Here is a 12,653-nt window from a genome sequence, read left to right on the forward strand (position 1 = left end):
CCGTAGCCGACAGGCTCGCAACTGCCTATAATGCCGCCCCTATGGCTAAACAGAAGAAACACCCTACAGGGACCATCGCGCAGAATAAAAAAGCGCGACACGATTACTTCATCGAACATCGGTTCGAGGCTGGTCTGGTCCTGGCCGGCTGGGAAGTAAAAAGTCTGCGTGCAGGCAAGGCACAGCTGGTCGACAGCTATGTGCTGCTCAAGGATGGTGAAGCATGGTTGCTCGGCAGCCATATTGCGCCTCTGACGACGGCCAGCACCCACGTTATTGCCGACCCGACGCGCAGCCGCAAACTGCTGCTCAACAAGCGCGAGCTTGAGAAGCTGTTTGCCTCGGTGCAGCAAAAGGGTTACGCCTGCGTCTGCCTCTCGCTTTACTGGAGCAAGCACTTGATCAAGTGCGAAATTGCCCTGGGTAAAGGCAAGAAGGAATACGACAAGCGTCATACCGAACGTGAGCGCGATTCCGATCGCGAGCTGCAACGTGCGGTGCGCAACAAGGGCAAGGAAGACTAGTTCTTCTGCCCTTGCACTCGTGGGAGCAACTGCCTTGATGCTGCCTCAGCTCTTGTGGGAGCGGGCTTGCTCGCGATGGAATCAACTTGGTATACCTGATACACCGAGTTGCCTGAATCGCGAGCAAGCTCGCTCCCACAGGGCTTGCATCAACAATTACAAGCCATTACGCCGCTCAGCCCGCGCCATGCGCTGAACTTCCTGACGCACCTCTTCCAACACTTCCTGCACATACACCAGGTGACGGCTCGCCACTTCCCGGGCGTCTTCCGCCCTGCCCTCGATAATTGCCAGATACAACTCGCGATGCTGACTGATCAGCATGTCGCGCGTTTCACTGCGCTGCTTGTACATGCCACCAATATTGGTCACCACGTTGCGCTTGAGCAGGTCGAATAACCCGCGAATTGTATGCAGCAACACCGCGTTATGACTTGCCTCGGCAATGGCCAGGTGGAAGTTGGCATCGGCCTCCCCCTCTTCTGCGCGACTGACTTCATCAACCCGTGCATAACAGTCCTGCAACCGCTCAAAGGCCAGCCGCAGACGCTCGCGATCCATCTCGGTCGCCCGCGAGGCCGCGTAAAAAGCGCACGAAGCCTCAAGCGTATGACGAAACTCAAGCAGATCGCGCTGGGCTTCAGGGTTGCTTTCCAGCAACTGCAACAAGGGATCACTAAAGGTCGAGCCCAATGATGTGGCCACATAATTGCCGCCACCCTGGCGACTGACCAGCAGCCCCTTGGCCGACAACTTCTGGATCGCCTCGCGCAACGACGGGCGCGATACCCCAAATTGCTCCGCCAGCGCACGTTCAGCGGGCAAGCGTTCACCCGACTTCAACGTGCCCTCGAGAATCATGCCCTCAAGCTGCTCGACAATATCGTCCGACAAACGGCGCTGCCGGATCTGATCAAACCCCATAACTGCTCTCCACCCTCCCGACCACGCGCCGGGGGCCGCTATTCTCGCCGATTGGCGCCACGCATACACCCATCAGAAACACCGCTCAAAACCCCATCAGATGCCCTGACAACGAATACCTCGACGAAAGATTTAGAGGCGGCAAATTGACACATGCCTCATAAGGCTTTTAACCTAGCCAACAGCGATTATAAATTGGTAATACCAATATACCAAAAGCAGTCGACAGCATCGACCAATAACAATTAGGGGCCACCCCATATGCAAACCTGGCAACAGCTCTACAGCCCGCTCGGCAGCCTCGGCCTGTCCGCTCTCGCGGCCGTCGTCCCGATCGTATTCTTCTTTCTCGCCCTGGCCGTGTTCCGCCTCAAAGGCCACGTCGCCGGCAGCATCACCCTTGTCCTGTCGATTCTGGTGGCCATCTTTGCCTTCCAGATGCCTGTCGACATGGCTTTCGCCGCAGCGGGCTATGGATTTGCCTATGGCCTTTGGCCAATTGCCTGGATCATCGTTGCCGCGGTGTTCCTCTATAAACTGACCGTCAAGAGCGGCCAGTTCGAAATCATCCGCAGCTCCGTGCTGTCGATCACTGACGACCAGCGCCTGCAAGTGCTGCTGATCGGCTTCTGCTTCGGTGCTTTCCTTGAAGGTGCAGCCGGTTTCGGTGCGCCGGTAGCGATTACAGCTGCACTGCTTGTAGGCCTGGGGTTTAACCCACTGTACGCCGCTGGCTTGTGCCTGATCGCCAACACCGCCCCAGTGGCCTTTGGTGCCCTGGGCATCCCGATCATCGTGGCCGGCCAGGTCACCGGTATCGACGCCTTCAAGATCGGCGCAATGGCCGGCCGCCAGTTGCCACTGCTGTCGCTGTTCGTGCCGTTCTGGCTGGTGTTCATGATGGACGGCCTGCGCGGCGTGCGTGAAACCTGGCCCGCAGCCCTGGTGGCCGGCTTGAGCTTCGCCATCACCCAGTACTACACCTCCAACTACATTGGCCCGGAACTGCCGGACATCACCTCGGCCCTGGCCAGCCTGGTAAGCCTGACCCTGTTCCTCAAAGTCTGGCAGCCAAAACGTAGCGCAGGCGCACGAATTGCTGGCGTTAGCTCTGACGTAATCGTTACCGCCAGCGCAGGTGGTTTCGGCAAGCCAACCAACCTGATGGCTTCGCCTTACAGCCTGATGCAGATTCTTAAAGCCTGGTCGCCGTTCCTGATCCTGACCGTACTGGTCACCATCTGGACCCTGAAGCCGTTCAAGGCGATGTTCTCAGCTGGCGGTTCGATGTACGGCTGGGTGTTTAACTTCGCGATCCCGCACCTGGATCAACTGGTGATCAAGACCGCACCGATCGTCAACGCGCCGACCGCCATTGCCGCCGTGTTCAAACTGGACCCGATTTCCGCCACCGGCACGGCGATTTTCTTCTCGGCGCTGATCTCGATGCTGATCCTGAAAATCGACATCAAGACTGGTCTGACCACTTTAAAAGAGACCTTCTACGAGCTGCGCTGGCCGATCCTGTCCATCGGCATGGTGCTGGCCTTTGCCTTTGTCACCAACTACTCGGGCATGTCTTCGACCATGGCCCTGGTACTGGCAGGTACAGGCGCTGCGTTCCCGTTCTTCTCGCCGTTCCTCGGCTGGCTGGGCGTGTTCCTGACCGGTTCCGACACTTCGTCCAACGCCCTGTTCAGCTCACTGCAGGCCACCACCGCGCACCAGATCGGCGTCAGCGACACCCTGATGGTGGCTGCCAATACCAGCGGCGGCGTAACCGGCAAAATGATTTCCCCGCAATCGATTGCCGTGGCCTGCGCCGCGACCGGTCTGGTGGGTAAGGAATCCGACCTGTTCCGCTTCACCCTCAAGCACAGCCTGTTTTTCGCCACCATCGTCGGCCTGATCACCCTGGCCCAGGCCTACTGGTTCACCGGCATGCTGGTTCACTGATAAGCGCTATGGTTACTGCACGTTAATGGCGCCGGGGCATGCCCCGGCGTCAGTAATTCACGACCCGGTCCACCTCGGTGGACACATAACCGGGACCACCCGGAGACGCCTGATGAGCGAGCTTTTTTACAACGCCGTGCCGAATGCGACCCGTGTCGCCCCGCCCTTGCCTGTACCCCGCCAATACCCCGCGCAAAAACCGCGCAAGGTTTACCTGTTCGGCACCTGCGTGGTCGATCTGTTCTTCCCCGAAGCCGGGATGGACGCCATCCACCTGATCGAACGCGAAGGTATCGAAGTTGACTACCCGCAAGGCCAAAGCTGCTGTGGCCAACCGGCCTACACCTCGGGTTACACCGAACAGGCCCGGGAAGTAGCCCGATCGCAACTGGCCCTGTTCGCCGAAGACTACCCGGTGGTCGTGCCGTCCGGCTCCTGCGCCGGCATGCTGCGCGAACACTATGAAGACCTGTTCAAGGACGAGCCCGAGACCCTGAAAAAGGTTCACGCCCTGGCCGAACGCACCTTTGAACTCACCGAATTTTTGCTGTTTGTGTGCAAGGTCCAGTTCAAGGACCACGGCGCCCCGGTCAAGGTCGCGCTGCACACCTCCTGCTCGGCACGCCGTGAAATGAACACCCACCTGCACGGTCGCGAAATGCTTGCGCAACTGGGCAATGTGGAGCGCATCGACCACAGCCATGAAAGTGAATGCTGCGGTTTTGGCGGGACCTTCAGCGTACGCATGCCGGATATTTCCGGCGCAATGGTCGCCGACAAGACCCGCTCCTTGATTGAAACCGGTGCACATCAAGTGCTCACCGCCGATTGCGGCTGCCTGATGAATATCAACGGCTCGCTGGAAAAACAGAAAGAGTCCCTGCGCGGCCAGCATCTGGCCAGTTTCCTGTGGCAGCGCACCGGAGGTGGCCAATGAACGCCAGCACCCTGATCCCCACCGTCGCGGTCGAAGAAGACTTCCGCGAGCGTGCTCACGAAGCCCTGGGTGACAAGCAACTGCGAAACAACTTTCGCAGTGCGATGGATTCTCTGATGACCAAGCGCGCTGTTGCCTTCAGCGACGCCCATGAACGCGAACACCTGCGCGCCCTGGGCAACGCCATCCGCGCCCGCGCCCTGTCCAAACTGCCTGACCTGCTGGAACGCCTGGAAGCCAACCTGACCCGTAATGGCGTGCAGGTTCATTGGGCTGAAACCGTCGACCAGGCCAATGAAATCGTCATGTCCATCGCCCGCCGGCGCGCCGCCAAACAGGTGATCAAAGGCAAGTCGATGGTCAGCGAAGAGATGGAGATGAACCATGTGCTCGGCGCCCAAGGCATTGAATGCCTTGAGTCCGATATGGGCGAATATATCGTTCAACTCGACAACGAAAAACCGTCCCACATCATCATGCCCGCGATCCATAAAAACGCCGGGCAAGTGGCCGACCTGTTTCACGAGAAACTCGGTGTGGAATACACCAAGGACGTGGATCAACTGATCCAGATCGGCCGCCGGGTACTGCGCCAGAAGTTCTTTGAAGCCGATATCGGCGTGTCCGGCGTCAACTTTGCCGTCGCTGAAACCGGCACCCTGCTGCTGGTGGAAAACGAAGGCAACGGGCGTATGTCGACCACCGTGCCGCCGGTGCATATTGCCGTCACCGGTATCGAGAAAGTGGTCGAAAACCTGCGCGACGTTGTACCGCTGGTGTCCTTGCTGACTCGTTCGGCCCTTGGCCAGCCGATCACCACCTACGTCAATATGATCTCCGGCCCGCGAAAGCCCGGCGAGCTGGACGGCCCTGAAGAAGTGCACCTGGTATTGCTGGACAACGGCCGCAGCCAGGCGTTTGCCGACAGCGAGTTGCGCCAGACGCTGAACTGCATTCGCTGCGGTGCCTGCATGAATCACTGCCCGGTTTACACCCGCATTGGCGGTCATGCCTACGGTGAGGTGTATCCCGGCCCGATTGGCGCGATCATCACGCCGCATATGGTGGGCCTGAAAAAAGTCCCGGATCACCCGAGCGCCTCGTCGCTGTGCGGTGCCTGTGGCGAAGTGTGCCCGGTAAAAATTCCGATCCCGGCATTGCTGCGACGCCTGCGCGAAGAGAACGTCAAAGCGCCCGATACCTCTCCCCGCATCATGCGCGGCCAGGGCAGCAAGTATTCGCGTAAAGAGCGTCTGATCTGGAATATGTGGGCCAAGCTCAACAGTTCCCCGGCCCTTTATCGCACCTTCCTCAAGGCCGCCACCCGCCTGCGTGCCCTGACGCCGAGCAAGGTAGGCCCGTGGACGCAAAACCACAGCGCGCCCAAACCTGCCGCCCGTTCGCTGCACGATATGGCCCGCGAGCATCTGGCGAAAAAGTCGGGAGAAACACGATGAGCGCCAAGCAAAACATCCTCAATAAACTGCGTAAAAGCCTGACTGGCACCACACCGGTGCCTGACAACTTCGACGAAGTGCTGGTCACAGAGCCCTGGACCTACACCCCGGAGCAACGCATCCCGCAACTGCGCAAGCTGATGGAAGCAGTACACACCGAAATTCACCTCAGTACCGAGCAAGGCTGGCCTGCATTGCTCGCGCAACTGGTCACCGACCGGCAATTGCCGAGCCTGCTGATCGCGCCGACTACACCTCACGGGCAAAAAGTGACGGCGCACTGGGCGCAAAACCCTGCGCTGCCGACACTTAAGGCCTACGACCGCCCGGTAGAAGCGTGGAAAGCCGAACTGTTCAACGACACCCCGGCCAGCTTGACCACCACCCTGGGTGCAATTGCCGCCACCGGTAGCCTGATCATGTGGCCAACCCCGGAAGAACCACGACTGATGAGCCTGGTGCCGCCGGTGCATTTTGCCCTGCTCAAGGCCAGCGAAATTCGTGACAACTTTTATCAGGTGCAGCGTGAAATGAACTGGACCGCCGGCATGCCGACCAATGCGCTATTAGTGTCCGGCCCGTCGAAAACCGCTGATATCGAGCAAGTACTGGCCTATGGCGCCCACGGCCCGAAAGACCTGATCGTGTTGATCCTGGAGGATGCATGAGCCTGCCCGCTGCCTTTGTGCGGGATGCCGAGCGGCTGATCCCCCAGGACCGTCGTTTTACCGATGCGCTGTCGACCCTGGCGTTCGGCACCGATGCGAGCTTTTATCGGTTGATCCCCAAGCTGGTGATTCGCGTTGAATCCGAAGACGAAGTGGTCGAGCTGCTGCGCCTGGCCCGTCGCGACCAGGTATCGGTGACCTTCCGCGCTGCTGGCACCAGCTTGTCCGGCCAGGCCATCAGCGACTCGGTGCTGATCGTGCTCGGCGACAACTGGAACGGCAAGGAAATCCGCGGCCAGGGCAGGCAGATCCGCCTGCAACCGGGGGTGATCGGCGCACAGGCCAATGCCTGGCTAGCCCCGTTCGGGCGCAAGATTGGCCCTGATCCGGCATCGATCAACGCCTGCAAAATTGGCGGTATTGTCGCCAACAATGCCAGCGGCATGTGCTGCGGTACCGCGCAAAACACCTACCACACCCTGGCCGGCCTGCGCGTAGTGCTGGCCGACGGCACCCGGGTCGACACTGAAGACGCGGCCAATGTCGCCGCCTTTCGCCAAAGCCACGCCCTCTTGCTCGAACAGCTTGGAACATTGGCCCGCGAAACCCGCGCCAATGCCGAACTGGCGGCCAAAATCCGCCACAAATACCGTCTGAAAAACACCACCGGCCTGTCGCTGAATGCCCTGGTGGATTTCGACGACCCCCTGGATATCCTCAGCCACCTGCTGGTGGGCAGCGAAGGCACCCTGGGCTTTATCAGCTCGGTGACCTACGACACCGTGATCGACCATCCGAACAAGGCTTCGGCGCTGATCGTGTTCCCGGATGTCGAGACCTGCTGCAACGCGGTAACCGTCCTTAAAAACCAGCCCGTGTCTGCCGTCGAGCTGCTCGACCGCCGCAGCCTGCGCTCAGTGCAGGACAAACCCGGCATGCCGGCTTTCGTACAACAACTGTCGGCCAATGCCTGCGCGCTATTGATCGAATCTCGCGCCGCATCGCAGAGCTTACTGCACGAGCAACTGGCACACATCATGGCCTCGCTGGCTGATTTCCCGGTTGAAAAACAGGTCGACTTCACCGAAGACCCGAAAGAAAACGCCAAGCTGTGGGCGATCCGCAAAGACACCTTCCCGGCCGTCGGGGCGGTGCGCAAAACCGGCACCACGGTGATCATCGAAGACGTGACCTTCCCGGTCGAGCAACTGGCCATCGGCGTCAACCGCCTGATCGAGCTGTTCGACAAGCACCACTACGACGAAGCGATCCTGTTTGGCCACGCGCTCGAAGGCAACCTGCACTTCGTCTTCACCCAGGGCTTCAACAACCCCGAGGAAGTGGCGCGCTACCAGGCCTTTATGGATGACGTCGCGCAGCTGGTGGCGGTGGAGTTCGGCGGCTCGCTCAAGGCCGAGCACGGCACCGGACGCAATATGGCGCCCTTTGTCGAGCTGGAATGGGGCAGCGACGCTTACCAATTGATGTGGGCACTCAAGCGTTTGCTCGACCCCCAGGGCATTCTCAACCCCGACGTGGTGCTCAGCGAAGACCCGCATATCCACCTCAAACACCTCAAGCCGATGCCTGCGGCTGACGAGATTGTGGATAAGTGCATCGAGTGCGGTTTTTGCGAACCGGTGTGCCCGTCCAAGGGGCTGACCCTCAGCCCGCGGCAGCGGATTGTGATCTGGCGCGATATCCAGGCCAGGAAGCGCGCGGGTATCGACACCACTGAGCTGGAAAAGGCCTACGCCTATCAAGGCATTGATACCTGCGCAGCCACCGGTTTATGCGCGCAACGCTGCCCGGTAGGCATCAATACCGGCGAACTGGTGAAAAAACTCCGCGCACGCAGCGCTGACAGTGTCAAAACGGCTGACTGGTTGGCCAGTCACTTCACCACCGCGCTGCAGGGCGCGCGCTTTACCCTGCATGTAGCCAACGGTGCGCGCATGCTGCTGGGCGCGCCGCGACTGGCAAAAATCTCCTCGGCCCTGAGCAAAGCCAGTAAAGGCCGCGTGCCCTTGTGGACCAACGCCATGCCCCAGCCGGAACGGGCGATCCGCTTTACCCCGCCGGTCAAGGATGCCCGCCCGCGCGTGGTGTACCTGGCGGCGTGCGTGTCACGGGTCATGGGCCCGGCGGCAGGTGACAAGGAACAAATGTCGCTGCTGGACAAAACCCGCGGCCTGCTGGAAAAAGCCGGTTACCAGGTGGTGTTCCCCGACAATATGGACAGCCTGTGTTGCGGCCAGCCGTTTGCGTCCAAAGGCTACAACGAACAGGCCGAGCACAAGCGCCAGGAACTGATCGGCGCCCTGCTGCATGCCAGCCGTGGCGGGCTTGACCCGATCTACTGCGACACCAGCCCCTGCACCCTGCGCCTGGTGCAGGACCTGGGCGAAAGCCGCCTCGACCTGTACGACCCGGTACGCTTTATTCGCACCCACCTTGTGGATAAGTTGAACTTCACCCCGCAAACCGCGCCGATTGCCGTGCATGTCACCTGCAGCACCCAGCACCTGGGCGAAAGCCAGGCCCTGATCGATATTGCGCGACTGTGCAGCACCGACGTGGTGATCCCGGAAGGTATCCATTGCTGCGGCTTTGCCGGCGACAAGGGCTTCACCACCCCCGAGCTGAACGCCCACTCGCTGCGCACCTTGAAAGACGCAGTGCAATATTGCAGCGAAGGCATCTCCACCAGCCGCACCTGTGAAATCGGCCTGAGCCAGCATGGTGGCATTGATTACCACGGCCTGGTTTACCTGGTGGACCGGGTAACGGGAGCCAAGGCGTTGTAACCCCCCGACAGGCTGGGCGCGCTTGCTCGAAAGCCCCGAGACAAGCGCGCCCCCGGCCAAAAACCACCTGCATTGCTCGCCCTGATGATCAGACCTCAGGCACTGCCTTCATCGTCCAAACAGAGGTAGCGAAACGGTAGTACCGGAACAAAAATCGCCATCACAGTCATGGCCGTCCCGGCCATTCGTTACCAATAAAAGGGTGCGCATGAACACTTCCAAAGATCGCTTGTTTGATTTATCGGGTCGAGTGGCGCTGGTCACAGGGTCGGGGCAAGGCATGGGGCTGGGCATCGTTCGCGCACTGGCCACACAAGGCGCGCGCGTGGTCATCAACGATTTTTATGCCGAGCGCGCCGAAAGCAGCGCCAAGGCCCTGCAAGCCGAAGGCCTTGAGGTATGCGCCGCTCCCGGTGACATCACCCAGGCCTCTGTGCGTGAACAGATCGTGGCCACCGCACGCGAGACCTTTGGCGAGATCGACATACTGGTCAACAACGCCGGTGTGCCACCAGGCATGCCCGGCTCACTGCGCCAGTTCAAGGACCTGGCGGACAGCGACTTCGAGCGCCAGCTGGACCTCAACCTGCGCGCCATTCTAGGCCTGACACGCCTGGTGGTGGATGGCATGTGCGAGCGCAAGCACGGGCGTATCGTCATCATCAGCTCTGAATCCTGGCGCCTTGGCCTGAGCTACGGCCTGAGCGACTATGCGGCGGCCAAAGCAGCGGCCCTGGGATTTATGCGTCAACTGTCCCACGAAGTCGGACGCAGTGGCGTCACCGCCAATGCGCTGTCGCTGGGCTGCATGAACAATTTTGGCTACGACGAGGTGGCCAAGGCCGGCACCGCGGTGGGACGCGCGGGCACCCCTGAAGACGTGGGCGCTGCGGTGGCCTTTTTGAGCTCTGACGAAGCATCCTGGCTAACCGGCCAGGTCATCGCGCTCAATGGCGGCTCGACCACTGCATAAGCGTTTGAATGCCTGCCAGGGCAAACGAATACGGGCCACAAAACGCAGCGTTTGCGGGTAAAAAAAAAGTCCTGCCGATGACCAAATCAAAGCAAAACTCCGGAGCACAGCTATAGTCATTTAGCTTTAGCCCCGAAAATCGGGGCATAAAACCGAGCCTGGAAGCACCGGGCCTACCATGTGCACAAGGAGTTTTCCCCATGAAGCGTACCGCTCTTGCTGGTCTGTTTATTTCCGCTGTGATGTTGGCCTCCCCGGTGTTTGCGGCAGAAGACCTTTGCCAGATCAACCTGCAAAAGATCAATGATGCAGTCGCCAGCTCTGGCGAAATCAGCTCTGACTTGCAAGACAACATCGACAGCACCGTAGCCCAGGCCAAGGAAGAACAATCCAAAGGCACCAAAGAAGGCACCCAGGCCTGCATTTCACTGACCACACAAGTGCTGCAGGACATCGCCAACAACAACAAAGGTGGTGAGTAAGCCCTTTGGGTTGGCCTTCTGCATCAGAAAGGCGTAGACTCCGCTAGCTTGCTGGTTACACACAGCAGGCATCGGGGCCGTTTAGGATTCGACGCCGGTTGCGAAACTCTAGGTGCATGCCGAGTTGGTAACAGAACTCGTAAATCCACTGTTGCAACTTTCTATAGTTGCCAATGACGAAACCTACGAGGGTCAAGCTCTCGCAGCGTAAGCTGCCTTAGCCATCCTCCTGGTACCTTCGGGTCCAGCAATCACTAGGGGATGCCTGTAAACCTGAAGTGATTGTCATATAGAACAGGATCGCCGTGCAGTACGTTGTGGACGAATCGGCTAAAACTTACACAACTCGCCCAAAGCACCCTGCCCTTCGGGTCGCTGAGGGTTAACTTAATAGAAACGGCTAAGCATGTAGTACCGACAGCGGAGTACTGGCGGACGGGGGTTCAAATCCCCCCGGCTCCACCAATTCAACATCTAAAGACGTCCACGGACGTCTTTTTTTGTGCCTGAAATCCAGTAAATACAGAGACTTAGACTCCGTTGACATCTTTGGGCGTCCAGGAACATCTGTTAGTTCGTGTATTCCAAGTGGTATTCCAAGCGCTCACCTGCTAAGTTTTGGAATACACAAACAGCTTGGAATACACCATGGGAGCTCAAGCGGCGCGCCTTTCGGACGTCAAAGTCAAGGCCGCTAAACCACGGGAGAAGGACTACACCCTCACTGATGGTGGCGGCCTTCAGATGAGGGTCAGAGCCAATGGGTCAAAGCTTTGGAACTTCAATTACATCCACCCGGTGACCAAGAAACGGGTCAACATGGGTTTGGGTACCTTCCCCGAGGTAGGCCTAGCTCAAGCACGGAAACGCACCGTTGGCGCCAGGGAGCTGGTTGCCCAGGGTCTCGACCCTAAGGAGAAGCGTGACACGGATCGGCAGACGCTAAAGGCGACCACAGAGCACACATTTAAAAACGTGGCCACAGCCTGGTTTGATCTCAAGAAAGACTCAGTCACCACCGCGTACGCCGAAGACATCTGGCGCTCTTTAACGCTCCACGTATTTCCCGACCTGGCGCTGACGCCGATTTCAGCAATCACTGCGCCAGCGGTGATTAAATTGCTGAGACCTCTTGAGGCAAAAGGCAGCCTAGAGACAGTTAAGCGGCTTAGCCAGCGTCTCAACGAGATCATGACTTACGGAGTGAATGCCGGACTGATTTTTTCAAATCCGCTCAGTGGCATCCGCTCCGTCTTTAAAAAACCGAAGAAGCAAAACATGGCGGCGCTGGCGCCGGATGAGCTGAAAGAACTGATGCTAGCTGTCGCCAATGCCAGTATCAAAAGAACCACACGCTGCTTGATCGAGTGGCAGCTCCACACAATGACCCGTCCAGCAGAGGCCGCTACTGCTCGGTGGGCAGACATCGACCTCGAAAAGCAGATATGGACGATCCCACCGGAGCGGATGAAAAAGCGTCGCACGCATATAATCCCGCTCACGCAGCAAGCGCTCGAGCTTCTGGAGGCTATCAAGCCCCTCAGTGGACACCGTGAATATGTGTTCCCCGCAGATCGAAATCCGCGCACACATTGCAACAGCCAGACCGCCAACATGGCGCTTAAGCGGATGGGATTTGCGGGGCGTCTGGTTAGCCACGGTATGCGTTCAATGGCGAGCACAATACTGAACGAGCACGGCTGGGACGCTGAGTTGATTGAGGTTGCACTCGCTCATGTCGATAAGGACGAAGTGCGTAGCGCCTATAATCGGGCTGACTATATCGAGCGCAGGCGTCCAATGATGAAGTGGTGGAGCGAACACATCCAAGGAGCTGCTACCGGGAATCTTTCAATGTCAGCAATCATTGACATGAGGAACTGAGAACTCCGACTCATCATGCCACTACATTCTCCCCTAAACCG

The 12,653-nt window shown here is 59.0% G+C and carries 10 protein-coding genes and 1 other RNA gene; 10 read left to right on the plus strand and 1 reads right to left on the minus strand.

Translation table 11 applies throughout. The features are described from left to right. Nucleotides 1-41 precede the first annotated feature (41 nt). On the plus strand, nucleotides 42-524 hold the full coding sequence (gene smpB / locus BLU25_RS11120; protein WP_016783457.1) for an SsrA-binding protein SmpB: 483 nt from the start codon (nucleotides 42-44) through the stop codon (nucleotides 522-524). A 156-nt stretch (nucleotides 525-680) separates the two neighbouring features. Here smpB and BLU25_RS11125 read toward each other — a convergent pair whose 3' ends face one another. Continuing rightward, nucleotides 681-1,448 (minus strand): GntR family transcriptional regulator, encoded by a 768-nt coding sequence (locus BLU25_RS11125; protein ID WP_016783458.1) that lies wholly within the window; start codon nucleotides 1,446-1,448, stop codon nucleotides 681-683. Between the two features lie 261 nt (nucleotides 1,449-1,709). Between BLU25_RS11125 and BLU25_RS11130 the strand changes: the two genes are divergently transcribed. The 9 genes from BLU25_RS11130 (at nucleotide 1,710) to BLU25_RS11170 (ending at nucleotide 12,612) form a co-directional block, all read left to right on the plus strand. Beyond that, nucleotides 1,710-3,404 (plus strand): lactate permease LctP family transporter, encoded by a 1,695-nt coding sequence (locus BLU25_RS11130; protein ID WP_083369640.1) that lies wholly within the window; start codon nucleotides 1,710-1,712, stop codon nucleotides 3,402-3,404. A 112-nt stretch (nucleotides 3,405-3,516) separates the two neighbouring features. Further along, nucleotides 3,517-4,341 carry a (Fe-S)-binding protein gene (locus BLU25_RS11135; protein ID WP_016783459.1) on the plus strand — a complete coding sequence of 275 codons (825 nt, stop codon included), beginning with the start codon at nucleotides 3,517-3,519 and terminating at the stop codon, nucleotides 4,339-4,341. After that, nucleotides 4,338-5,798, plus strand: a complete 1,461-nt coding sequence (locus BLU25_RS11140) for a LutB/LldF family L-lactate oxidation iron-sulfur protein (RefSeq protein WP_016783460.1) — start codon at nucleotides 4,338-4,340, stop codon at nucleotides 5,796-5,798. Before BLU25_RS11135 ends, BLU25_RS11140 begins: the two co-directional genes overlap by 4 nt. Continuing rightward, complete coding sequence (locus BLU25_RS11145) at nucleotides 5,795-6,466, plus strand: LutC/YkgG family protein (protein WP_016783461.1); 672 nt, start codon at nucleotides 5,795-5,797, stop codon at nucleotides 6,464-6,466. Before BLU25_RS11140 ends, BLU25_RS11145 begins: the two co-directional genes overlap by 4 nt. Further along, nucleotides 6,463-9,273, plus strand: a complete 2,811-nt coding sequence (locus BLU25_RS11150) for an FAD-binding and (Fe-S)-binding domain-containing protein (RefSeq protein WP_016783462.1) — start codon at nucleotides 6,463-6,465, stop codon at nucleotides 9,271-9,273. Before BLU25_RS11145 ends, BLU25_RS11150 begins: the two co-directional genes overlap by 4 nt. A 208-nt stretch (nucleotides 9,274-9,481) precedes the next feature. Further along, the gene (locus tag BLU25_RS11155) at nucleotides 9,482-10,246 is read left to right on the plus strand and encodes an SDR family NAD(P)-dependent oxidoreductase (RefSeq protein WP_016783463.1); all 765 of its coding nucleotides are present in this window, start codon (nucleotides 9,482-9,484) and stop codon (nucleotides 10,244-10,246) included. Nucleotides 10,247-10,446: 200 nt separating this feature from the next. After that, the gene (locus tag BLU25_RS11160; protein WP_016783464.1) at nucleotides 10,447-10,728 is read left to right on the plus strand and encodes a hypothetical protein; all 282 of its coding nucleotides are present in this window, start codon (nucleotides 10,447-10,449) and stop codon (nucleotides 10,726-10,728) included. A gap of 73 nt (nucleotides 10,729-10,801) precedes the next feature. Further along, nucleotides 10,802-11,193, plus strand: a transfer-messenger RNA (tmRNA) gene (gene ssrA, locus BLU25_RS11165). Nucleotides 11,194-11,376: 183 nt separating this feature from the next. Continuing rightward, complete coding sequence (locus tag BLU25_RS11170; protein ID WP_016783465.1) at nucleotides 11,377-12,612, plus strand: integrase domain-containing protein; 1,236 nt, start codon at nucleotides 11,377-11,379, stop codon at nucleotides 12,610-12,612. The last annotated feature ends 41 nt before the right edge of the window (nucleotides 12,613-12,653 follow it).

This window comes from Pseudomonas fragi, assembly GCF_900105835.1.
GTDB classification, from domain to species: Bacteria; Pseudomonadota; Gammaproteobacteria; order Pseudomonadales; family Pseudomonadaceae; genus Aquipseudomonas; species Aquipseudomonas fragi.